At 70.7% G+C, this 22,224-nt stretch carries 20 protein-coding genes and 1 tRNA gene; 4 read left to right on the forward strand and 17 right to left on the reverse strand.

The annotated features are described in order from the left end of the window. Positions 1-71: 71 nt before the first annotated feature. From IE267_RS30810 to IE267_RS30820, 3 genes are read right to left on the reverse strand one after another with little or no spacing between them, the layout of a single operon-like run. Entirely contained in the window at positions 72-953 is an 882-nt protein-coding gene (locus tag IE267_RS30810; protein WP_189765484.1) for a carbohydrate ABC transporter permease, read from the reverse strand. After that, on the reverse strand, positions 911-1,909 hold the full coding sequence (locus tag IE267_RS30815) for a carbohydrate ABC transporter permease (protein ID WP_189765485.1): 999 nt from the start codon (positions 1,907-1,909) through the stop codon (positions 911-913). Before IE267_RS30815 ends, IE267_RS30810 begins: the two co-directional genes overlap by 43 nt. 2 nt (positions 1,910-1,911) lie before the next feature. After that, positions 1,912-3,231 (reverse strand): ABC transporter substrate-binding protein, encoded by a 1,320-nt coding sequence (locus IE267_RS30820; RefSeq protein ID WP_229861500.1) that lies wholly within the window; start codon positions 3,229-3,231, stop codon positions 1,912-1,914. Positions 3,232-3,483: 252 nt separating this feature from the next. Here IE267_RS30820 and IE267_RS30825 point away from each other — a divergent pair, with 252 nt between their 5' ends. Further along, positions 3,484-4,515, forward strand: a complete 1,032-nt coding sequence (locus tag IE267_RS30825; protein WP_229861501.1) for a LacI family DNA-binding transcriptional regulator — start codon at positions 3,484-3,486, stop codon at positions 4,513-4,515. Between the two features lie 93 nt (positions 4,516-4,608). On the opposite strand, the gene IE267_RS30830 is transcribed toward IE267_RS30825, so the two are convergent. The 4 genes from IE267_RS30830 to IE267_RS30845 form a co-directional block, all read right to left on the reverse strand. Next, positions 4,609-4,681 (reverse strand) — tRNA-His (locus IE267_RS30830). Between the two features lie 133 nt (positions 4,682-4,814). Then, entirely contained in the window at positions 4,815-5,417 is a 603-nt protein-coding gene (orn, locus tag IE267_RS30835) for an oligoribonuclease (RefSeq protein WP_161254616.1), read from the reverse strand. 10 nt (positions 5,418-5,427) lie between these two features. Then, positions 5,428-6,675 (reverse strand): helix-turn-helix domain-containing protein, encoded by a 1,248-nt coding sequence (locus tag IE267_RS30840; protein ID WP_161254613.1) that lies wholly within the window; start codon positions 6,673-6,675, stop codon positions 5,428-5,430. A 387-nt stretch (positions 6,676-7,062) separates the two neighbouring features. Further along, complete coding sequence (locus IE267_RS30845) at positions 7,063-7,386, reverse strand: hypothetical protein (RefSeq protein WP_189765432.1); 324 nt, start codon at positions 7,384-7,386, stop codon at positions 7,063-7,065. Between the two features lie 437 nt (positions 7,387-7,823). On the opposite strand from IE267_RS30845, the gene IE267_RS30850 reads away from it, so the two are divergent. Then, the gene (locus IE267_RS30850) at positions 7,824-8,345 is read left to right on the forward strand and encodes a universal stress protein (RefSeq protein WP_114036721.1); all 522 of its coding nucleotides are present in this window, start codon (positions 7,824-7,826) and stop codon (positions 8,343-8,345) included. Between the two features lie 166 nt (positions 8,346-8,511). Beyond that, entirely contained in the window at positions 8,512-9,081 is a 570-nt protein-coding gene (locus IE267_RS30855) for a GPR1/FUN34/YaaH family transporter (RefSeq protein ID WP_100578419.1), read from the forward strand. Between the two features lie 108 nt (positions 9,082-9,189). On the opposite strand, the gene glmS is transcribed toward IE267_RS30855, so the two are convergent. From glmS to IE267_RS30870, 3 genes are all read right to left on the reverse strand, one after another. After that, a complete protein-coding gene (gene glmS, locus IE267_RS30860; protein ID WP_161254604.1) occupies positions 9,190-11,007 on the reverse strand; it encodes a glutamine--fructose-6-phosphate transaminase (isomerizing) in 1,818 nt (605 codons plus the stop codon). Positions 11,008-11,073: 66 nt separating this feature from the next. After that, positions 11,074-11,355, reverse strand: coding sequence for a hypothetical protein (locus IE267_RS30865; RefSeq protein WP_100578421.1), 282 nt, complete (start codon positions 11,353-11,355; stop codon positions 11,074-11,076). Between the two features lie 124 nt (positions 11,356-11,479). Further along, positions 11,480-12,361 (reverse strand): DUF4429 domain-containing protein, encoded by an 882-nt coding sequence (locus tag IE267_RS30870; RefSeq protein WP_189765433.1) that lies wholly within the window; start codon positions 12,359-12,361, stop codon positions 11,480-11,482. A 161-nt stretch (positions 12,362-12,522) separates the two neighbouring features. Here IE267_RS30870 and IE267_RS30875 point away from each other — a divergent pair, with 161 nt between their 5' ends. Then, positions 12,523-14,115 carry a beta-N-acetylhexosaminidase gene (locus IE267_RS30875; protein WP_189765434.1) on the forward strand — a complete coding sequence of 531 codons (1,593 nt, stop codon included), beginning with the start codon at positions 12,523-12,525 and terminating at the stop codon, positions 14,113-14,115. 89 nt (positions 14,116-14,204) lie between these two features. Here IE267_RS30875 and IE267_RS30880 read toward each other — a convergent pair whose 3' ends face one another. The 7 genes from IE267_RS30880 to IE267_RS30910 all read right to left on the reverse strand — a co-directional run bounded on the left by IE267_RS30880 (position 14,205) and on the right by IE267_RS30910 (position 22,164). Continuing rightward, complete coding sequence (locus IE267_RS30880; protein ID WP_189765435.1) at positions 14,205-15,236, reverse strand: ABC transporter substrate-binding protein; 1,032 nt, start codon at positions 15,234-15,236, stop codon at positions 14,205-14,207. A gap of 200 nt (positions 15,237-15,436) precedes the next feature. After that, positions 15,437-16,099: a GNAT family N-acetyltransferase gene (locus IE267_RS30885; protein WP_189765436.1), complete on the reverse strand. Its 663-nt coding sequence runs from the start codon at positions 16,097-16,099 to the stop codon at positions 15,437-15,439. A 52-nt stretch (positions 16,100-16,151) separates the two neighbouring features. Then, positions 16,152-16,349 carry a hypothetical protein gene (locus tag IE267_RS30890; protein WP_167153061.1) on the reverse strand — a complete coding sequence of 66 codons (198 nt, stop codon included), beginning with the start codon at positions 16,347-16,349 and terminating at the stop codon, positions 16,152-16,154. A 91-nt stretch (positions 16,350-16,440) separates the two neighbouring features. Beyond that, the gene (locus IE267_RS30895) at positions 16,441-17,601 is read right to left on the reverse strand and encodes an acyl-CoA dehydrogenase family protein (RefSeq protein ID WP_161254589.1); all 1,161 of its coding nucleotides are present in this window, start codon (positions 17,599-17,601) and stop codon (positions 16,441-16,443) included. A 2-nt stretch (positions 17,602-17,603) separates the two neighbouring features. Continuing rightward, positions 17,604-18,539, reverse strand: coding sequence for a hydroxymethylglutaryl-CoA lyase (locus tag IE267_RS30900; protein ID WP_189765437.1), 936 nt, complete (start codon positions 18,537-18,539; stop codon positions 17,604-17,606). Then, positions 18,536-20,494, reverse strand: a complete 1,959-nt coding sequence (locus IE267_RS30905) for an acetyl/propionyl/methylcrotonyl-CoA carboxylase subunit alpha (RefSeq protein WP_189765438.1) — start codon at positions 20,492-20,494, stop codon at positions 18,536-18,538. The genes IE267_RS30900 and IE267_RS30905 overlap by 4 nt, the downstream gene beginning before the upstream one ends. Before the next feature lie 62 nt (positions 20,495-20,556). Beyond that, positions 20,557-22,164 carry a carboxyl transferase domain-containing protein gene (locus IE267_RS30910; protein WP_189765439.1) on the reverse strand — a complete coding sequence of 536 codons (1,608 nt, stop codon included), beginning with the start codon at positions 22,162-22,164 and terminating at the stop codon, positions 20,557-20,559. Positions 22,165-22,224 lie beyond the last annotated feature (60 nt).

Genomic DNA, 22,224 nt, shown 5'->3' on the forward strand with positions numbered 1-22,224 from the left:
ACGGCACTCCCAACGAGCTGATGGGTAAGGGGACTTGAGGCCGCCGAGGGACTCCCCGGGGCCGAAGGGGGCTAGCCCTTGACCGCGCCCTGCATGATCCCGCCCACGATCTGGCGCCCGAACAGGACGAACGCGAGCAGCAGCGGCAGCGTGCCGAGCAGGGCGCCGGCCATGATGACCGACTGGTCGGGGATGTAGCCGCGGCCGAGCCCGGTGAGGGCCACCTGGACGGTGGGGCTGCCGTTCTGGGTCAGCGCGATGATCGGCCAGAAGAAGTCGTTCCACGCCATCACGAAGCTCAGCATCCCGAGCACCGCCATCGCGGGCCTGGCCACCGGGAACACGATGTGCCACACCACCCGCCAGCTGCTCGCCCCGTCCACCCGGGCGGCCTCGACCAGCTCGGTCGGCAGCGCCTCCACCAGGTACTGCCGCATGAAGAACACCCCGAACGCGCTGACCAGGGTCGGCAGGATGACCGCCTGGAGCTGGTCGGTCCACGACAGCTTGGCGACCAGCATGTACAGCGGGACGACGCTGAGCTGCGGCGGCACCATCATCGTGCCGATCACCAGGATCAGCAGGAGATTCTTGAAGCGGAAGCGCAGCTTGGCGAAGGCGAAGCCGGCCAGGGTGGAGAAGAAGACCGTGCCGGCCGCGATCGAGCCCGCGACGATCGTCGTGTTGAGCAGGGCCGTGCCCATGTTGGCGTCGGTCCAGGCGATCCGGAGGTTCCTGAACAGGTTGGAGCCGAACCAGAACGGCGGCGGCGTCTGCGCGAGCCGGGTGTTGGTACGGGAGGCGGCGACCGCCGTCCAGATCAGCGGGAAGAGCGATCCTGCGGTGAACACGGTCAGTACGGCGTAGGTGAGCCGGCCGCCGTGCAGCTGGCGTCCGGCGCGCTGGGCCCTCAACTCATCATCCCCTTCCGCAACTTGCGGGAGACGAGCCAGTTCACCGCGCCGATGAGGAGCAGGATCAGGAACATCGCCCAGGCGATCGCCGAGGCCCGGCCCAGGTGCAGGTTCACCCAGCCCTGCTCGTACAGGTACAGGCCGAGCGTCTGGAACTGGTGGTCCGAGCCGCCGGTGGCGCCCGCGGAGCCGTTGAACAGGAGCGGCTCACCGAACAGCTGGGTCGCGCCGATCGTCGAGACGACTGCCGTGAACAGGATCGTCGGGCGCAGCGCCGGGATCGTCACGTGCCGGAACTGCTGCCACCGCGAGGCCCCGTCGAGCGCGGCCGACTCGTACAGATCGGCGGGTACCGCCTGCATCGCGGCCAGATAGATCAGCGCGTTGTAGCCGGTCCAGCGCCACACGACGATGGTGGAGACGGCGAACTGAGGGGCCCAGCCGCCGTTCTGCCAGTCCACGTGGTCGAACCCGACGAGCCCGAGCGCCCAGTTGATCATTCCGTAGTCGCGCCCGAAGAGCAGCACGAACACCAGCGTCGCGGCCGCCACGCTGGTGGCGTACGGGGTGAGGACGGCGACCCGGAAGAACATCGAGCCGCGCAGCTTGTAGTTGAGCAGATGCGCGATGCCGAGCGCGATGAGCAGCTGCGGCACGGTGGAGAGGATGCCGATGGTGACGGTGTTGCGCAGCGCGTTCCAGAAGAAGTCGTCCGAGAGCAGCCGCGAGAAGTTCCTCAGGCCCACCCACGTCATGTCGTTCGGCGAGGTCAGTTCGACCTGGTGCAGCGAGGCCCAGCCGGTGTAGAGCAGCGGGAAGAGGCCGAAGGCCGCGAAGAACACGAAGAAGGGCGCGATCAGCGCGTACGGGCTCCAGCGCATGTCCCGCCGGTAGCGGCGGCTGCGCCGCTCGTCGGCGCGGGCCCGGGCGGGGGCCGTGCCCTCCTGCCCGCCGGGGGCGGGGGAGGGCACGGCGGCGGTGGTGTCGCTCGCCATCGTCACTGGTCCAGAGCGTTGTCGATCGCCTTCACCGCGGCGTCCCAGCCCTGCTGCGGCGACTTGCCCTTCTGCTCGACCTGGAGCATCCCGATGTCGGAGAGGTTCTGCTGGATGATCTGGTCCTTCGGGCCGAGGAACTGCACCGGGGTGCCCTCGGCGGCCTTGGCGAAGATCTGGCCGATCGGCGCGTTGCCGAAGTAGGCGTGCTTGGCGTTCCCGACCGCGGGCAGGGCGTACGCCGCCTTGGCGCTCGGGAAGCTGCCGCGCTTCTCGAACAGGACGGCCTGCTGGGCGGGCGCGGTCAGCCAGGCGGCGAGCTTGGCGGCCTCGGCCTTGTGCTTGCCGGCGGACGGCACGGTGAGGAAGGAGCCGCCCCAGTTGGAGGGCTTGGGGGCGGCGGCCACGTCCCACTGGTCCTTGCCGGCGGCGCCCGCCTTGTCCTGGATGTAGCCGAGCATCCAGGCCGGGCAGGAGACGGTGGCGAAGGAGGCGTTGGCGAAGCCCTGGTCCCAGGTCGGCTGGAACTGCTGGAGCTTGGCGGTCAGACCGTCGGTCGCGAACGCGGCCGCGGTGTCCCAGGCCTGTTTGACGGCCGGGTTGGTCTTGTAGACGACCTTGCCGTCGGCGTCGTAGTAGCGGGTGGCGCTCGACCCGGTGATCGAGTTCAGGACGCCGGAGGCGGCGTCCACGAAGGCGGTGCCCGAAGGGGCCTTCGCCTTGTACTGCCGCCCCACCTCCAGGTACTTGTTCCAGTCGCCCGCCCACAGCTTGCCCACCGCGTCCCGGTCGGTCGGCAGACCGGCCTTCGCGAACAGGTCCTTGCGGTAGCAGATGCCGGTCGGGCCGATGTCGGTGCCGAGACCCACCGTCCTGCTGTCCTTGGTGGTGGCCTCCGCCCACTTCCACGGCAGGAAGTCGTCCTTGTTCACGCCGGACGCCTTGGAGAGGTCCTCCAGCTTGCCGCTCTGGGTCGATGTGACCTCCGCGATGTTGCTGACCTCGACGGCCTGGATGTCTGCGAGCCCGCTGCCCGAACCGAGATGGGTCAGGAGCTGCGGATAGTAGTTCTCGTTCCGCTCGATCGAGGTCTGCTTGATCTCGATGTCGGGATGGAGCTTCATGTACGCGTCGTAGAGCCCGGCCTCCTTCAGGCCGAAGGCGCCGAAGACGCCGACGGTCAGGACGGTCTTGCCGCCGCCCCCGCCGCCGCCCGCCGACGAGCCGTCGGCCGCCGGGGACTTCCCGTCGTCGGCGCAGCCGGCGAGCAGCCCGGTACCGAGCGCGGCCACGGCCGCGAGGGCCGCCAGCCGCCTGGACATACGTGTACGCGTGCGCATTGCTTCCTCCAACTGTCGTCCGGGCCAAGCCAGTTGAGGCGGGTCGGCGCGGGCGGAAGGGATGCGGAAGGTGTAAGGACCTACTACTGTGGGAGCGCTCCCAGCCGTGATGTGTTGAAGGTTCGCGGCTCCCTGTTGGACTGTCAAGGGACCGCGCAACGGCAGGGGATGACGTTCTCCGTCCGGCGGGGGCTGTTACTTTCACCGTCAGTTGCGCGAGTTGGGGAGGCAGACGTGACAGCAGCCCGCACGGTCAGGGCCCGGAGCGCGGGGCGGCCCACCCTTGAGGAAGTGGCGGCACGGGCCGGAGTCGGCCGGGGAACCGTCTCCCGGGTGATCAACGGCTCGCCCCGGGTCAGCGAGGAGACCCGCGCCGCCGTCGAGGCCGCCGTGGCCGAACTCGGCTACGTACCCAACAGGGCGGCCCGCGCGCTCGCCGCCAACCGCACCGACGCGATCGCCCTGGTGGTCCCGGAGCCCGAGGCCCGGTTCTTCGCCGAGCCGTACTTCTCCGACATCGTGCGCGGGGTCGGGGCCGCCCTCGCCGACACCGAGATGCAGCTCCTGCTCACCCTGGTCGGCGGCGACCGGGAGCGGCGCAGGCTCGCCCAGTACCTCGCCTCGCACCGCGTCGACGGCGTCCTGCTGGTCTCCGTGCACGCCGACGACCCGCTGCCCGAGCTGCTCGAACAGCTCGGCATCCCGGTCGTCATCAGCGGCCGGCGCTCCGAGGACGAGCCGCTCGCCTCGGTCGACTCCGACAACTTCGAGGGCGCCCGCGCCGCCGTCGCCCACCTGGTGGCCGGCGGCCGGCGCACGATAGCGACGATCACCGGGCCGCTGGACGTGTACGGAGCGCGACGGCGGCTGGACGGCTACCGGGCCGCCCTCGCGGACGCGGGCCTCGACGAACTGGCCGCGCACGCCGACTTCACCGAGGAGGGCGGCCGCCGTGCCATGGCCGAGCTCCTGGCCCGCGCCCCCGGCCTCGACGCGGTCTTCGCCGCCTCGGACGTGATGGCCTCCGGCGCCCGCCAGGTGCTGCGCGACCACGGGCGTCGCATCCCCGAGGACACCGCTCTGATCGGCTTCGACGACTCGTCGATAGCCCGCCACATGGACCCGCCGCTGACCAGCGTCCGCCAGCCGATCGAGGAGATGGGCCGCGCGATGGCCGAGCTGCTCCTCGCCGAGATATCCGCCACCACCCCGACCCGGCCGAGCCTGGTGCTGCCGACGGAACTGGTGGTGCGGGCCTCCTCGTAGTTCCGTACGCGCGCGTACGGCGGACCTCGGTGAAGGAGGCGGTACGCGAAGAAGGCCCGAACCGCTTGCGCGGCCCGGGCCTTCTTCCATCAGGGTGAGTAACGGGACTCGAACCCGCGACATCCTGGACCACAACCAGGTGCTCTACCAGCTGAGCTATACCCACCATGCATGACCGGACTGTTGTGGTCTTGAGAAGTCCCTGGGGGCTTCCCTACCGGCCGAGAAAAAGTGTACAGGGTTCGGGAGGGTGCTCGTGCACAAGTTTCGAGGCACCCTCCCGGACCCCCTGTGGAGCGCTACTCCGCAGGCAGGACGTACTTCGCCGCGATGGTCTTCGCGGTGTCCGAGTCCGGGCCCGGCTGCGGCACGAAGACCGCCTCCCGGTAGTAACGGAGCTCCGCGATGGATTCACGGATGTCCGCGAGCGCCCGGTGGTTGCCGTTCTTGTCCGGGCTGTTGAAGTACGCCCGCGGATACCAGCGGCGGGCGAGCTCCTTCACGGAGGACACGTCCACGATCCGGTAGTGGAGGTGGGACTCCAGGCTCGGCATGTCCCGCAGGAGGAAGCCCCGGTCGGTACCGACCGAGTTTCCGCACAGCGGCGCCTTGCCCGGCTCCTTGACGTGTTCACGTACGTACGCGAGGACCTGCTCCTCGGCGTCGGCCAGCGTGGTGCCGCCGGCCAGCTCGTCGAGGAGCCCGGAGGAGGTGTGCATGGTGCGCACCACCTCCGGCATGGTCTCCAGCGCGGCGTCCGGGGGACGGATCACGATGTCCACCCCTTCACCGAGTACGTTCAGCTCCGAGTCGGTGACCAGTGCGGCCACCTCGATGAGTGCGTCGTCCGCCAGCGAGAGCCCGGTCATCTCGCAGTCGATCCACACCATGCGGTCGTTCATGCGTCTTACCCTACGGGGCACTCCGCTGACCGGGCAGACTCGGACGGCCACCGGTGTACCCGGAGGCGTACAGATCGGAGCTGGGTTTCCCCGGCTCCGGCCCGGTGTGCGAGGTCGCGGACGGCCCCACCACACTCGCGGCCGCCGTCCGCCTGGCCTGGGGAAGCGCCTGGGACGGTACGGTCTCCGGCACCGGAGCGGGCATCGGCACCGCGACGGGACCCGGGCTGGGTTCCGGCTGCGGACGACGGGCCCGGTAGGCCGCGCGGTAGGACGCCGGGGACGAGCCGAGCTGGCGGCGGAAGTGCCCGCGCAGCGCGACCGGGGAGCGGAAGCCGCAGCGGCCCGCCACCTCGTCCACGGAGTAGTCGGACGTCTCCAGCAGACGCTGGGCCTGCAGGACCCGCTGGGTGATCAGCCACTGGAGGGGGGCCGACCCGGTCAGCGAGCGGAAACGACGGTCGAAGGTGCGGCGGCTCATGTACGCCCGCGCGGCCAGGGTCTCCACGTCGAACTGCTCGTGGAGGTGCTCCAGCGCCCAGGCGACGACCTCGGCCAGCGGGTCGGAGCCGATCTCCTCCGGTAAAGACCGGTCGAGATAACGCTCCTGCCCACCGCTGCGGCGCGGCGGCACGACCAGTCGGCGGGCCAGCGCACCGGCCGCCTCGCTGCCGTGGTCCGTCCGCACGATGTGCAGACAGAGATCGATTCCGGCCGCGGTCCCGGCCGAGGTGAGCACGTCCCCGTCGTCGACGAAGAGCTCCCTCGGATCCACGTGCACCGATGGATACCGCTTGGCCAGTGTCGGCGCGTACATCCAGTGCGTCGTCGCCGGGCGGCCGTCGAGCAGACCGGCCGCGGCGAGCACGAACGCGCCGGTGCACAGCCCGACGATCCTTGCCCCTTCCTCGTGTGCGCGGCGCAGCGCGTCGAGCGCGGCCGCGGGGGGCGGCGAGGTGATGGAACGCCACGCGGGCACCACCACCGTTCCCGCCCTGCTGATGGCTTCCAGGCCGTAGGGCGCGGTGAGTTCGAGTCCCCCTGTGGTCCGCAGGGGTCCTTCCTCACCGGCACACACCAGCAGCCTGTAACGCGGAACTCCCGCGTCCTGTCGGTCGATTCCGAATACGGAGAGCGGAATGGAACTTTCGAAGATGGGGCCGCCACTGAACAGCAGTACGGCGACGACTTCCCGGCGTCGGCGGCCGGCCAGCTTCCTTGCGGTCTCCGGTGATGCGGCAGCGGAGTCCTGGCTCATGGCGCTAAGCCCCCCTCGGTGTTCGCGGCTCCCCGTTCTTGTCGGGCCTGTCGCTCCTGCACTTTTCCCCTCGGTTTTGCACGAGTCCCCAGCCTTCGATACGCATGATCGAATCTACTGCGTCCCGTGGCGCCGGCGTGACAAGTCCGGCACCCAGCGCTATGTCGACAAGGCAACTTGGCGCGAAGCTTTCGATCACGAAGCGTTTCACTCGTGGGCCCCGTAGGGGAAGTGCGCCTCATAGGGATGGCCCGTACCCGTATGGTGCCAGAGGCCGCATTGGTCCTTTCTCCCCTGGTGGCAAGGGGGTTGGCAGGCCATTTACCCAAGGAATCCGCCACCTGGGGAAGTTGGCCGAAAACATACGGGTCCAGGTGTGCGAACGAATCACCCTTCGGGTGTACAGCCCCCGCCGTGCCGCCCACCGTGCCGCCCGCCCGACGCGGCCCGGCCGCGTCGGGCGGGCGCGGGGAACGACCGCATGGCGCGTTCCTCGGCGGCCGCCCGTTCGGACTGCCGGAGAAGCAGACGGCACACCGTCGTCACGGCCATCAGGCCCAGCGCGGAGCCCGTCGCCCCGGCGAACGAGGACCCGTAGACGACGAGCACCACGGGCACGAGCACACAGCTGAACGCGGCCCAGCGGACGACGTCGCCGGCGGCCTCGGCCGGGGGACGGGCGGTGGCCGACCAGAGTGGTTCGGCGTTCACGGACCGGTTGGTACGTACGGTTTCGGCCGCGGACGGCGGGCGGCGACGGGAGCCGGACGGCGCGGCGGGAGCGGAAGGGTGGGCGACCGGGGGAGGGGGCACGGGAGGTGCTTCCTGATCGGGGTCGGGGTGATCGCGTGCCTAACGCGGAAGCGGCCGCTCCGGTCACTGGAAGATCATCAATACGGCGGCCGGGACCGGCCCGAGGGGGACTGCTGTAGGGCGCATCGAGCATTGCCATCCGGGGCGGGCTCGTGCATGCTCCGGGGAACGCCGAGTAGGTTCGGCGGCTCTGGGCAGGAGAGGAGTGTCGCCGTACCCTTGGGGGTATGGGGTTGGGAAGATGATTCCCGGACACGACTCCGCCGCCGACTCGTTGTTGCTGCTCACCAGTCCCCGCTGTCCCTCGACTGAGGATCTCTTTCGCCGAGACACCCATGGCCGGTCACGAATTCTCCGAACCCGCGGACCGCAAGCAGGTAGCCGACCCCACGTCGGACCTCCAGGCGGCGACAGAACCACGTCATTCCTGCGATCCCGCATTCCGTCACGGCGTCGTCGTCGGCTTCGACGGCTCTACGTCCAGTGAGCGGGCCCTCGCCTACGCCATCGGCATGGCCAAGCGCTCCGGCTCCGGGCTGATCATCGTCCACGTGGCGAACCGGCTCCCCACCACGGTGTGGGCGGGCTGCGAGCCACCGGTCTTCGTGGACGTGCCCGACCACCGCACCGAGGTCCTCGGGCTCGAACTCGCCTGCGCCGACTATCTCGCCGAGGTCCCCTGGATCCTGGTGGAGCGCGGCGGCGACATCTGCCACGAACTGGAAGAAGTCGGGCGGGAGTACGCGGCGGACGCCATCGTGGTGGGCTCCACGCACGGCCTCGTCGGACGGATCTTCGGCTCGGTCGCCGGGCGCCTCGCGCGCCGCGCGCAGCGGCCCGTCGTCGTCATCCCGTAATCGGGTGTTGCCCGGGTCGTGACCTGCCCGGGGTTTGTCTGACCCAGCGTCAACTTCCTTGCCCCGATAGGGAATCTACCCGTGCGTAGGTGGTGGATTGTGCCCTTGTGAAGGGTAGACAAGGGGCGCTGGGAAGCAGCACAAGCGCACATGAAGGGAGCCCGCCGTGGACAACGAAGTTCCCGCGGGAAGCACCACCTCCACGCTCGGTCACCTCGCACTCGGCCTCACCCTGCTGGCCTTCGGCATCGGCAACACCCGCGTGATCGACGGCGTGACGGTGGCCGACTCGGTCTCGATCGCCACCTACATCGGCGGCATCGGCCTGTTCGTCCTCGGCGTCCTCGCCTTCCGGGACCAGGACGCGTTCACCGGCACCGCCTTCGCCGGCCTCGGTGCCTTCTGGTTCACCTGGGCGGTCGGCGCGGACACCAAGTTCTCGGCCAACGCCGCAGGCCTCTTCCTGGTCCTCTTCGCCCTTCTGGCGCTCAGCCTGGCGGCGGGCTCGGCCGGTGCCGGGCTGCTGCGCCAGGGCACCTACGGACTGCTCTGCCTGGCCCTGGTGCTGCTCGCCGTGGGCCAGTTCGCCACCAGTTCCTCGCTCGGCAAGGCGGCCGGCTGGGTGGCCGTGGCCGCCGGCGCCGTGGCCTGGTACGGGGCGACGGCCGCGCTCGCCAAGTGGCCGACCGCCCTGCCCCGACGCGCTGCCGGCCGGGGGGTGACGGCCACCGGCTGAACGGCAGCCGCGGCCGGTGCCCGGGCAGCACCGGCACACACAGGGGCGACCCCCGTCGAGATGACGGGGGTCGCCCTTTCGAGTGCTGTGCGCCGGGACGCGTACGGACTACTCGACCGTGACCGACTTGGCCAGGTTGCGCGGCTTGTCGATGTCGCGGCCCATCGCCAACGCCGTGTGGTACGCGAAGAGCTGGAGCGGGATGCCCATGAGGATCGGGTCCAGCTCGTCCTCGTTCTTCGGCACGACGATGGTGTGGTCGGCCTTCTCCTGGTTCTGGTGCGCGACCGCGAGGATGCGGCCGCTGCGGGCCTTGATCTCCTCCAGGGCGGCGCGGTTCTTCTCCAGGAGGTCGTCGTTGGGGACGATCGCGACCGTGGGCAGCGCGGGCTCGATCAGCGCGAGCGGGCCGTGCTTCAGCTCGGAGGCGGGGTAGGCCTCGGCGTGGATGTAGGAGATCTCCTTGAGCTTCAGGGAGGCCTCAAGGGCGACCGGGTAGCCCCGGACGCGCCCGATGAACATCATCGACTGGGCGCCCGCGTACTCCTGGGCCAGCTTCTCGATCTCCGGCTCCATCGCCAGGATCTCCTCGATCTGCGCCGGCAGCTTGCGCAGGCCCTCGATGATCCGCTTGCCGTCGGCCACCGACAGGTCGCGGATGCGGCCGAGGTGCAGGGCGAGCAGCGCGAAGGCGACGACCGTGTTGGTGAAGCACTTGGTGGACACGACGCAGACCTCGGGCCCGGCGTGCACATAGGTGCCGCCGTCCGCCTCGCGGGCGATGGCCGAGCCGACCACGTTCACGACGCCGAGGACGCGGGCGCCCTTGCGCTTGAGCTCCTGCACGGCCGCGAGCACGTCGTAGGTCTCACCGGACTGGGAGACCGCGATGTACAGGGTGTCGGGGTCCACGACCGGGTTGCGGTAGCGGAACTCGGAGGCCGGCTCGGCGTCCGCGGGGATGCGGGCCAGCTCCTCGATGAGGCCGGCGCCGATCAGGCCCGCGTGGTAGCTGGTGCCGCAGCCGAGGATCTTGATGCGGCGCACCCCGCGTGCCTCGCGGGCGTCCAGGTTCAGGCCACCGAGGTGAACGGTCGAGAACCGGTCGTCGATGCGGCCGCGCAGCACGCGGTCGACGGCCTCGGCCTGCTCGCTCATCTCCTTGTGCATGTACGTGTCGTGGCCGCCCATGTCGAAGGAGGCGGCCTCCCACTCGACGGTCTCGGGGGTGGCGTTGGTCTGCGTGCCCGAGGTCGTGTACGTCCGGAAGTCGTCGGCCTTCAGGGTCGCCATCTCGCCGTCGTTGAGGGTGACGACCTGGCGGGTGTGGGCGATCAGCGCGGCGACGTCGGAGGCGACGAGCATCTCCTTCTCGCCAATGCCGAGGATGACCGGGGAGCCGTTGCGGGCGACCACGATGCGGTCGGCGAAGTCGGCGTGCATCACGGCGATGCCGTAGGTGCCCTCGATGACCTTGAGCGCCTCGCGGACCTTCTCCTCCAGGGAGTCGGCGCCGGAGCGGGCGATCAGGTGGGTGATGACCTCGGTGTCGGTCTCGGAGGCGAAGACGACGCCCTCGGCCTCCAGCTTGGCGCGCAGGTCGGCGGCGTTGTCGACGATGCCGTTGTGGACGACGGCGACCTGGTTCTCGGGGTCGAGGTGCGGGTGCGAGTTCACGTCGGAGGGGGCGCCGTGGGTGGCCCAGCGGGTGTGGGCGATGCCCGTGGTGCCGGCGAAGCGCTTGGGGACGCGGGCCTCCAGGTCGCGGACGCGGCCCTTGGCCTTGACCATCTTCAGGGCCCCGGACTTGGGGCTGTTGACGACGACGCCCGCGGAGTCGTAACCCCGGTACTCCAGCCGCTGCAGGCCTTCCAGCAGCAGCGGAGCCACATCACGCTTACCGATATAACCGACGATTCCGCACATAGAGTCTCTGCCCCTCCATCGACGTACAAAAGTTCCTGTGTGCCGCCCGGCCGTACTCGGCCGTACTCAGCCGTAGACGATGCGGCGCAGCTGCCGGAGCGAGAGCTCCGGTGGCGCCACGGCGCGGTGCGGCAGCTCGGCCGCGATCCGCTCGAAGATCTCCGCGTTGACGGCTCCACCGGACTGCAGCTCACGGTGGCGCCGACGGACGAATTCCTCGTACGTCTCGTCGAAGTACGCCAGCACCTCAAGCACCACCCGGGCGGCCTCACCGCGCTGGAGCGCGGTGCTGCGCACCAGATGATCTACGAGGTCGTCGTGGGACGACGGGTTGCGGCGTTCGAGCACCCGTCGATATTGCGGTCTGGTGAGGCCGTACGCAAGAATCCTGCCCGATTCCGGGCAGGATTCTCATGATCATGGGTCTGGTCTGGACCAGAACGGATGCGCCTCGGCCTCACAGCCTCTTCACTCACAGCCTCTTCAGGACCGCCTGTTTGGCCGCCGAGAACTCCTCGTCCGTCAGGACACCGCTGTGGTGCAGCTCGCCGAGGTCCCGCAGCCGGCGAAGCAGCACGTCGTGGTCCTCGGCCGCGGGGGTCGCGCGCACGGATTCCAGGGCCTTGGGCGCGGCGGCGCGTTCCTGCCGCGGGGCGTGCGGATGAGGAAGGCGGGCCACGACCGCAGAGGCGAGCAGCGCCATCAGCGGGTCCTTCTTGAAGCCGTTCAGTTCCACGGCCATCGGGTCGTGGGCCGGGTCGAGGCGTGGGGCGTGCGGCGTGGTGATGAAGCGCAGATAGCCGTCGCTCAGGCCGCGGGCCGGCTGCCAGACCACCCCGGTCAGATCTTCCAGGGGCAGCGAGACCGGCCCGGCCGCGGTCTTCCTGTCGTCGGTGTGCCAGGTCCATTCCAGCCGGACCGTGCGGCCGTCGAAGGTGACCGTGCCGTCCCCGGCCCCCACTGTCATCGGCAGCGCGGGCCCGGGCAGGAGGTAGCGGTCGACCGGCCCGTCCGGCACCTCGTCGAGGAGCAGCGCGTTGCGTATCTCGTCGACCAGGTATTCGGCCACCCCCGCGGTCCGGGTCTCCACCGCGAGGACGTACGGGTCCGAGCCGTCCGGCAGCTTGCCGCCGGTGACCTGGAGCAGCGGATCGGCCCCGTCCCGCAGCCGCAGCCTGAGCCGCCCGCTCCTGCGCCCGGCCTCGTACGCGATGCCCGCCACCGCCCGCAGCGGCACCGCGACCTCGCCCAGTGTCCTGCGGAGGAGGCCGACCGCCTTGTCGCTGCCCGGCACGATCCGCAGGGTGTCGCCGTCGAACGCCCAGGTGCCGTCCTTCTGGATGATTTCCGCCATGGAGGGATTGTTCCACCGCCCCGCTGGGCCATGATCGAGCTACTTGAGTCCCACCACCGCACCGGCCGCGGTCTTGACCCCGGCTGGGTCCGCGGGTCCCATGGGAAGTGCTCGGTTGCTCAGCCCCCACAGTTGCGCGACCCCTTGGAAGGGAACCGCTTGTGCGACAGAGACAGCGCAGGACATTCGCCCGGCTCCTCGGTTCGCTGGTTTTGGTGGCGGGCGCCGGGCTCGCCAGTGTCGGGGCGTCGGCAGCCCCCGCCGCGGCGGGCACCCCCCGTCCACTGGGCCAGATCGTGCCCGCCCCCGCCTCCGTCTCGCCCGGCGGAACGCCGTACACGATCGCCTCCGGCACCAGCATCCGTGTGGCGAAGGGCTCGGCCGAGGCCCAGCGCATCGGCACCTACCTGGCGGGCGTCCTGCGCCCCTCCACCGGATACGCCCTGCCGGTCACCTCGGCCGCGGGCAACGACGGCATCCGGCTGCTGCTCGGCGCCCACGACGACGGCCTGGGCGACGAGGGCTACCGGCTCACCTCGGCCCGGGGCTCGGTCACCATCACCGCCAACGAACCGGCCGGACTCTTCCACGGGGTGCAGACCCTGCGGCAGTTGCTCCCGGCGAACGTCGAGAAGAAGACGAAGCAGAGCGGCCCCTGGCAGATCGCGGGCGGCACGATCAAGGACTCCCCGCGCTATGCCTACCGGGGCGCGATGATCGACGTCTCGCGGCACTTCTTCACCGTCGAGCAGGTCAAGCGGTACGTCGACCAGCTGGCGCTCTACAAGATCAATGAGCTGCATCTGCACCTCAGCGACGACCAGGGGTGGCGCATCGCCATCGACTCCTGGCCGAGGCTCGCCACCTACGGCGGCCAGACCCAGGTCGGCGGCGGCAAGGGCGGCTACTACACCAAGGCCGACTACCGGGCGATCCTCGCCTACGCCTCCTCGCGCTACATGGAGGTCGTGCCCGAGATCGACACCCCGGGACACAGCAACGCGGCCCTGGCCTCGTACGCCGAGCTCAACTGCAACGGCGTCGCGCCGCCGCTGTACACGGGCACCGGCGTCGGATTCAGCTCGCTGTGCGTGCCCAAGGACGTGACGTACAAGTTCTTCGACGACGTGGTGCGCGAGGTCGCCGCCCTGACCCCGGGTCGGTACGTCCACATCGGCGGTGACGAGGCGGAGTCCACCTCGAAGCAGGACTACGCCACCTTCATGGACAAGGCGCAGCCGGTCGTCGGCAAGTACGGCAAGACCGTGATGGCCTGGCACCAGATCACCGAGGCCACTCCGGTGGAGGGCGCCGTCGCCCAGTACTGGGGCACGCTCGGCAACGAGCCGGAGGTCGCCGCGGCGGCGCAGGCCGGCACCCGGCTCGTGATGTCACCGGCGAACCGCTCGTACCTCGACATGAAGTACGACGCGAAGTCCCCGCTCGGCACCAACTGGGCGGGGTACGTCGAGGTCGACAAGTCCTACTCGTGGGACCCGGACACCTTCGTCAAGGGCGTGCCCGCCGAAGCCGTGCTCGGGGTGGAGGCCCCGATCTGGTCGGAGACGCTCAGCAACAGCTCGCAGATCGAGTACATGGCGTTCCCGAGGCTCCAGGGGATCGCCGAGATCGGCTGGTCTCCGCAGTCCACGCACGACTGGGCGACGTACAAGGTGCGGCTCGCCCAGCAGGGGCCGCGGATGACCGCGCTGGGCATCAACTTCTACCGCTCGCCGGTGGTGCCCTGGGTGTGATCCCGTAGCCCGACATCCCGTGACCGGACGAAGGTGCCGGGGCCCGCACAGGGCCCCGGCACCTTCGTGCCGGGCGGGGTGGGGGTGTGTCAGGCGGCCTTCTTGGCCTTCTCGATGGTCTGGGCGAGGGCGTCGACGATGGGCGCGATGCGCGCGTAGGAGTAGATCGGCTCGGTCAGGCGCGGCACCACCTGGTGGGCCTTGACCGCGGGCAGCTGCGCCCAGGTCGGCTTGCCGCCGAGGTCGGCGGGCTGCAGGGTGCCGGTGCGGTTGTCCATGAGGATCACATCGGCCGGGTACTTGCCGACGTTCTCCCAGCTGAGCGACTCGAAGAAGCCCTGCGAGTCGACCTTCGGCGTGACGAACCGGACGCCCAGCTCCTGGAAGTAGCGGGTGTCGCAGCTGCGCTTGGCCTCGGACACGTAGAAGAGGTCGGGGCTGGCCGAGCCGAGCAGCACCCGGATTCCGGGGTTGGCCCTGGTCGCGGCGCGCAGCCGGGCGGAGGCCTTCTCGAAGGCGGCCTTCGCGTCGGTGAACTTCTTCGCGTTCAGGTCCGCGCCGAGTGACTTGGCGAGGTCGGCCCGGCGCTGGAGGGCCGTGGTCATGCTCTGGTCGGCCGCCCACAGGGCGACGCTCGGCGCCAGCTTGAGGATCTTGGCCTTGCTGTTGTCGGGCACGTACCAGAGGACGTCCTTCTGCCACATGTCCGTGATCAGGACGTCGGGCTGCAGGGCCGCGTACTTCTCGACGCTGAACTCGCCGTAGGTGTTGCCGATGATCTCGACCTTGCTGATGTCGAGGTCGCCGGCCTGGACATCGGCCTTGCCGTCCTTGGTCTTCGTCGGCCCGAAGACGCCCTTGACCTGGATTCCGTAGTCGAACAGGGCGGCCGCGGTGCCGGTGTAGGCGACGATGTTCTTCGGCGTGGACTTGGTCTCGGCGGTCTTCCCGCGGTCGTCCTTGAAGGACCACGGCCCGGACGTGCCGGCTCCCGCGGTCCCGTCCGCCCCGCTCTTCTTGTCGCCGCCACCGCATGCGGCAAGGGCGGCACCGATGCCGATCGCACCGCCCATGGCCAGCAGGCCGCGACGGGTGGGCAGGGACGCTCGGGGGAGGGGCATGAAGGTGTCCACTTTCCTACGTACGTGCCGGGAACCGGCCACTGGCTGGGTGCAAAGGTAAGCCTACCCTTAGCTCGCCGGTTGCCCCGGCCCCCTCATCCGCCTGCGGACCGTGCGTGGCTGGTCGCGCTGCTCCCTGCGCCTGGCGGTACCGGTGCGGGAGCATCTTCAGCCCCAGCGCCGCGGGAGCCCCAGGGGTCCTACAGGGCCCCGAACTCCCCCCGGCACGCGTCGAGGCCCACGATCCGGACGTCCACCGTCCGCAGCCTCTCCCACTCCGCGCGCTCCAGCCGCAGCCGCCGCAGCGTGGCAGGCCGGTCGCGTACGACGGCGGTGGTGAGCCCGTCGTCGCGGTAGCCGAGGCGGCGCGAGACGCCCAGGGAGCGCGGGTTGTCGACCATCGCGGCAGACAAGGCGGCGCGAGCGCCCAGCCCGGCGAACGCCAGATGCAGGGCCGCCGCGCGCATCTCGGTGCCGATGCCCCGGCCCTGGTGGGCGAGTCCGAGCCACGAGCCCGTCTCCACCTCGCGAGTGACCGCGAAACGCCGTCCCATCAGGTCCTGGCGGCCGACCGCCTTTCCCTCGTGCAGCACGGCGAGGCTCAGGTGCCAGTTGTCCGGGGACCAGTTCGCGATGGTGGACAGGACGTTTCGATAGGTGGCCCGGCCGCGGTCGCCGGGGGAGCCGTCGGTCCACGGGACAGTGAACGGCATCCGGTCCGGCTCGTGCACCCCGTCCGCCGCCACTTGGGCGAGCTCGTTCAGCAACTCCCCGTCGGGCAGGCGCAGTTCGAGGCGCGGGGTGTGGAGGCGGAGGTCGTGCAAAGGCCACCAGGGGTGCGGTTGTGTGAGCAGGGGTTCCATGAAAGGACTCTGCCGGGCCGGGCTGCGCCTGTCGAACGAATACCCGCCGCCCCTACCTGCCCAGCAGCGACGCCTGCCGGGTCAGTGGGGCGTAGGTGAAGCGGACTTTGTGGGAGGCGCTCGGTTCGTAGCTGCGGTGGCAGGCCGTGCAGTGCCAGTGCCAGCGGTCCGCGGCGCCCGGGGCCGTGGCCGAGGTGTCCTTCCACAGCGGGGGACGGCTCGCGCAGTTGGGGCAGTTCGGCGGGTTCACCCTGACAGGGTGGGGCCCCGGGCGCCCCGGAGCGGCGGCGACGCGGGCGTCACCACTCCATCGGGGGACCCGGGGCCCGGGAGCGCAAAGGTCAGGCGGGCAGCCCCAGTTCGCGGGCGATCAGCATGCGCTGCACCTCGCTCGTGCCCTCGCCGATCTCCAGGATCTTGGAGTCGCGCCACATGCGGGCCACCGGGTACTCGTTCATGAACCCGTAGCCGCCGAAGATCTGCGTGCCCTCACGGGCGTTGTCGACCGCCACCGTCGAGGAGTACAGCTTCGCGAGCGCCGCCTCCTTCTTGAACGGCTCGCCGTGCACCAGACGGGACGCGGCGTCGCGCCAGCCGACCCGCGCCATGTGGGCCCGCAGCTCCATGTCGGCGATCTTGAACTGGATCGCCTGGTTCTCGCCGATCGGCCGCCCGAAGGCGTGCCGCTCCTTGGCGTACTTCAGCGACTCGTCCACGCACCCCTGCGCGAGCCCGGTCGCCAGCGCGGAGATCGCGATGCGGCCCTCGTCCAGGATGCGCAGGAACTGGGCGTAACCCCGGCCCTCCTGGCCCAGCAGGTTCGCCACCGGGACACGCACGTCGGAGAACGCCAGCTCGCGGGTGTCCGAGGCGTTCCAGCCGACCTTCGAGTACGGCGCCGCGACCGTGAAGCCCGGGGTGCCGGACGGCACGATGATCGAGGAGATCAGCGGGCGGCCGTCGTCCTTGCGGCCGGTGACCGCCGTGACGGTGACCAGGCCCGTGATGTCCGTACCGGAGTTGGTGATGAAGCACTTCGAGCCGTTGATGACCCACTCGTCGCCGTCCCGCACCGCCGTGGTGCGCGTGCCGCCCGCGTCCGAGCCGCAGTCCGGCTCGGTCAGGCCGAACGCGCCGAGCATCTCGCCGGAGCACAGCTTCGGCAGCCACTCGCGCTTCTGCTCCTCCGTGCCGAACCGGAAGACCGGCATCGCGCCGAGCGAGACCCCGGCCTCCAGCGTGATGGCCACCGACGAGTCGACGCGGGCCAGCTCCTCCAGGGCGATGCCGAGCGCGAGGTAGTCGCCGCCCATGCCGCCGTACTCCTCGGGGAAGGGCAGCCCGAACAGGCCCATGCGGCCCATCTCGCGGACGATCTCGTACGGGAACTCGTGGCGCTCGTAGAAGTCGCCGATCTTGGGGGCGACGACGTCGTGCGCGAACTCCTCGACGGTACGGCGGAGTTCCTCGTGCTCGGGAGTGAGACGGTGGTCGAGGGGCATGGCTACGACTCCTGGTGGGAGAGGGCACGTACGGTGCGGGAGGGGCTGGGTCGGCCCAGTTGGCCGGCCATCCACACGCTGGTGGCGGTGAGCAGGCCGAGATCGACCCCGGTGTCGATACCGAGGCCCTGGAGCATCCACACGAGGTCTTCGGTGGCGAGGTTTCCGGTCGCGGACTTGGCGTACGGGCAGCCGCCGAGGCCGCCGGCCGACGCGTCCACGGTGCTCACTCCGTGCTGGAGGGCGGCGAGGGTGTTGGACAGCGCCTGGCCGTAGGTGTCGTGGAAGTGCACGCCGATGGAACTGGTCGGCACGCCCTCCTCGTTGAGCTCGGCGAGCAGGGTCTGGACGTGGGCCGGGGTGGCGACCCCGATGGTGTCGCCGAGGCTCAGCTCGTCGCAGCCCATGTCGACGAGGGCCTTGGCGACGCGGACCACCTGGTGCACGGGCACCGCGCCTTCCCACGGGTCGCCGAAGCACATCGACAGATAGCCCCGGACGTGCGCCTTCCGCTCCTTCGCGCGCGTCACCACCGGCTCGAACATCGCGAGCGACTCGTCGACCGTCCGGTTCAGGTTGGCCTTGGCGAAGGACTCGGTGGCGCTGGCGAACACCGCGATCCGACGGGCGCCGAGCGCGAGCGCCCGGTCCAGGCCCCGCTCGTTCGGCACCAGGACGGGCAGCGCCACGCCGTCGAGATCGCCGAGGAGCGGGAACAGGGCTTCGGCGTCGGCGAGTTGGGGCACCCACTTGGGGTGCACGAAGCTCGTCGCCTCGATGGTGCTCAGGCCCGCGGCGGCCAAGCGGTGCACGAACTCGGCCTTGACCTCGGTCGGCACGACCGACTTCTCGTTCTGCAGCCCGTCGCGCGCCCCCACCTCGTGGATGCGCACGCGGGCCGGGAGGTCCTGCGCCGGTACGACCATGGGGAGCGTCATGAGGTCTCCTCGGGTGCGGCGGAGCCGGCCTCGGCGGCCGGGGTGACGACGGCCAGGACCTGGTCCATGGCCACGGTCGAGCCGGGCGTGACGTCGAGCTCGGTGACCGTGCCCGCGTGCGGCGCGGAGATCACGTGCTCCATCTTCATCGCCTCGACCACCAACAGGCTCTGCCCGGCGTCGACCTGGTCGCCGACCGCCACCTTGACCACGGTGACCGTGCCCGGCATGGGCGCGGCAAGCGTGTCGGCCCCGCCGTGGGTCCGGCCGGACAGGGCGGCCTCGACGGCGTCGTGGTCCAGCACGTTCCAGCTGTCGCCGTCGCGGCCGAGCCAGCTTCCGGCCCGGTGGAAGGTGTGGGTGATGCCGTCCAGCTCGACGGTGACGCGGTCGGCCGTGACCGTGGCCGCCGCCGGTGCCGGGTGGGCAACGGGTTCGAGCCCCGCGATGCGCAGCGGGAAGGCGAGCGGGGCCGGCTCGCGGCCGATGCGCCAGCCGCTCGGCACCGAGAACGGATCGGTCCAGCCCTCGGGGACGGGCCGCAACGCGTCCAGCCGGACCGCCGCCGCGGCCGCGTACACCGCGTCGGGCACGCCGTCGGGGACCAGGGAATCGGCCTCGCGCTCGACCAGGCCGGTGTCCAACTCGCCGGCCACGACGGCCGGATGGGCCAGCAGGCGGCGCAGGAACCCGGCGTTGGTGGGCACGCCGAGCGTGACGGTGTCCGCGAGTGCGGCCCGCAGCTTGCGCAGCGCGGTCGCCCGGTCGGGCCCGTACGCGATGACCTTGGACAGCATCGGGTCGTAGAGGCTGCCGACCTCGGTGCCCTCGCTCAGACCCGAGTCCGTGCGCACTCCGTCGCCCTGCGGCTCGCGCAGCGCCAGGACCGTACCGCCGGACGGCAGGAAGCCGCGCGAGGGGTCCTCGGCGCAGAGACGGGCCTCGATGGCGTGGCCGGTGAGGGTGATGTCCCGCTGCTGGTAGGGGAGTTGCTCGCCCGCCGCGACGCGCAGCTGCCACTCCACCAGGTCGACGCCGGTGATGAGCTCGGTCACCGGGTGCTCGACCTGGAGGCGGGTGTTCATCTCCATGAAGTAGTACGAGGACGGGTCGCTGCCCGGCACGATGAACTCGACCGTGCCCGCGCCCGAGTAGCCGCAGGAGCGGGCCGCCTGGACGGCCGCCTCGCCCATCGCGGCGCGCGTCCGCTCGTCGAGCAGGACGCTGGGCGCCTCCTCGATGATCTTCTGGTGGCGGCGCTGGAGCGAGCACTCGCGCTCGCCGAGGTGGATCACGTTTCCGTGGCCGTCGGCGAGCACCTGGATCTCGATGTGGCGCGGCCGGTCGACCCAGCGCTCCACGAGCAGCGTGTCGTCGCCGAAGGAGGAGCGCGCCTCGCGCCGGGCGGCGGCGATCTCGTCGCCGAGCAGTTCCTCCTCGCGCACCAGGCGCATGCCCTTGCCGCCACCGCCCGCGCTCGGCTTGAGGAGCACCGGCATCCCGATCTCCCGTGCGGCGGACGCCAGTTGATCGTCCGTCAGGCCGCTGCCGGACGAGCCCGGCACGACCGGGACCCCGGCCGCGCGCACGGTCTCCTTGGCGCGGATCTTGTCTCCCATCAGGGAGATCGCCTCGGCGCTCGGCCCGATGAAGACCAGCCCCGCCTCGGCGCAGGCCGCCGCGAACCCCGCGTTCTCGGCGAGGAAGCCGTAGCCGGGGTGGACGGCCTGGGCGCCGGTGCGCAGCGCCGCGTCGATGAGCAGCTCGGGGCGCAGATAGCTGGCGGAGGCCGCGGCGGGGCCGATGCGTACCGCGGTGTCCGCCTCGCGGACGTGGCGCGCCTGGGCGTCCGCGTCGGAGAAGACGGCGACCGAGCGGATGCCGAGCCGGCGCAGCGTGCGGATGACGCGGACCGCGATCTCGCCCCGGTTGGCGACGAGCACTGTCGTGAACATGGGAGCCCTCAACGTAGAAGTCGACGTGGGTGCCGTCTCAGGTGTCCGATCCATCGAGGCCGTCACATCCGGAAGACGCCGAAGGCGGGGTCGGCCAGCGGGGCGTTGGCGCAGGCGGTCAGGGCCAGGCCCAGGACCTGGCGGGTGTCGACCGGGTCGATCACTCCGTCGTCCCAGAGCCGGGCGGTGGCGTAGTAGGCGTTGCCCTGCGTCTCGTACTGCTCGCGGATGGGGGCCTTGAAGGCCTCCTCGTCCTCCGCGCTCCAGTCGTCGCCCAACTGGTCGCGCTTGACGGTCGCGAGGACGGAGGCGGCCTGCTCGCCGCCCATCACCGAGATCTTGGCGTTGGGCCACATCCACAGGAACCGGGGGCTGTAGGCCCGGCCGCACATCGAATAGTTGCCCGCGCCGTAGGAGCCGCCGACGACGACGGTCAGCTTCGGCACCCGGGTGCAGGCGACGGCCGTCACCATCTTCGCGCCGTGCTTGGCGATGCCGCCCGCCTCGTAGTCCCGGCCCACCATGAAGCCCGAGATGTTCTGCAGGAACACCAGCGGGATGCCGCGCTGGTCGCACAGCTCGATGAAGTGGGCGCCCTTCTGGGCGGATTCGGAGAACAGGATGCCGTTGTTGGCGACGATCCCGACCGGATGGCCGTGGATGCGTGCGAAGCCGGTGACCAGCGTCTGGCCGAACTCGGCCTTGAACTCCTGGAAGCGCGAGCCGTCGACGACCCGGGCGATCACTTCCCGTACGTCGTAGGGGGTGCGCGAGTCGACCGGCACCGCGCCGTACAGACCGAACGGGTCGGCCTTCGGCTCCTCGGCCGGCTGCACCGACCAGGGCAGTGGGCCGCGGTCGGGCAGGGTGGCCACGATGTTGCGGACGATCCTGAGCGCGTGCGCGTCGTCCTCGGCCAGGTGGTCGGTGACGCCGGAGACCCGCGAGTGCACCTCGCCGCCGCCGAGCTCCTCGGCCGTGACGACCTCGCCGGTGGCCGCCTTCACCAGCGGGGGGCCGCCCAGGAAGATCGTGCCCTGGTTGCGGACGATCACTGCCTCGTCGCTCATCGCGGGCACGTACGCGCCGCCGGCCGTGCAGGAGCCGAGGACGGCCGCGATCTGCGGGATGCCCGCGCCCGACATCCGGGCCTGGTTGTAGAAGATCCGCCCGAAGTGCTCGCGGTCGGGGAAGACCTCGTCCTGCATCGGCAGGAACGCGCCGCCCGAGTCGACCAGGTAGAGGCAGGGCAGCCGGTTCTCCAGGGCCACCTCCTGGGCGCGCAGGTGCTTCTTCACCGTCATCGGGTAGTACGTGCCGCCCTTGACCGTGGCGTCATTGGCGACGATCACGCACTCGCGGCCGCTCACCCGCCCGATCCCGGCGATCACACCCGCGGCGGGCGCCTGCCCGCCGTACATGCCCTCGGCGGCCAGCGGGGCCAGCTCCAGGAAGGGCGAGCCCGGGTCGAGGAGCGTGTCCACGCGGTCCCTCGGCAGCAGCTTGCCGCGCGCGACATGCCGCGCGCGGGAGCGCTCGCCCCCGCCGAGCCGGGCCGCGGCGAGCCTGGCCCGCAGCTCGTCGCCGAGCGCGCGATGGGCCGCCTCGTTGGCCTGCCAGGCCTCGGAGGCGGGATCTTCCGCACTCCCCAGGACCGGTGCCTGCTGCATCGTGTCGAGCCCCCTTGCCCGTACGCGGCGAAGTCAACGGAAGTTAGTGACCGTTAACTC

The organism is Streptomyces xanthochromogenes, assembly GCF_014650455.1.
GTDB classification, from domain to species: Bacteria; Actinomycetota; Actinomycetes; order Streptomycetales; family Streptomycetaceae; genus Streptomyces; species Streptomyces xanthochromogenes.

Coding starts and splice junctions, on each gene's coding strand:
- IE267_RS30815 (WP_189765485.1), bottom strand. CDS start 1,909: ATGGCGAGCGACACCACCGCCGCCGTGCCCTCCCCCGCCCCCGGCGGG.
- IE267_RS30820 (WP_229861500.1), bottom strand. CDS start 3,231: ATGTCCAGGCGGCTGGCGGCCCTCGCGGCCGTGGCCGCGCTCGGTACC.
- orn (WP_161254616.1), bottom strand. CDS start 5,417: ATGAACGACCGCATGGTGTGGATCGACTGCGAGATGACCGGGCTCTCG.
- IE267_RS30840 (WP_161254613.1), bottom strand. CDS start 6,675: ATGAGCCAGGACTCCGCTGCCGCATCACCGGAGACCGCAAGGAAGCTG.
- IE267_RS30850 (WP_114036721.1), top strand. CDS start 7,824: ATGGCCGGTCACGAATTCTCCGAACCCGCGGACCGCAAGCAGGTAGCC.
- glmS (WP_161254604.1), bottom strand. CDS start 11,007: ATGTGCGGAATCGTCGGTTATATCGGTAAGCGTGATGTGGCTCCGCTG.
- IE267_RS30870 (WP_189765433.1), bottom strand. CDS start 12,361: ATGGCGGAAATCATCCAGAAGGACGGCACCTGGGCGTTCGACGGCGAC.
- IE267_RS30880 (WP_189765435.1), bottom strand. CDS start 15,236: ATGCCCCTCCCCCGAGCGTCCCTGCCCACCCGTCGCGGCCTGCTGGCC.
- IE267_RS30885 (WP_189765436.1), bottom strand. CDS start 16,099: ATGGAACCCCTGCTCACACAACCGCACCCCTGGTGGCCTTTGCACGAC.
- IE267_RS30895 (WP_161254589.1), bottom strand. CDS start 17,601: ATGCCCCTCGACCACCGTCTCACTCCCGAGCACGAGGAACTCCGCCGT.
- IE267_RS30900 (WP_189765437.1), bottom strand. CDS start 18,539: ATGACGCTCCCCATGGTCGTACCGGCGCAGGACCTCCCGGCCCGCGTG.
- IE267_RS30905 (WP_189765438.1), bottom strand. CDS start 20,494: ATGTTCACGACAGTGCTCGTCGCCAACCGGGGCGAGATCGCGGTCCGC.
- IE267_RS30910 (WP_189765439.1), bottom strand. CDS start 22,164: ATGCAGCAGGCACCGGTCCTGGGGAGTGCGGAAGATCCCGCCTCCGAG.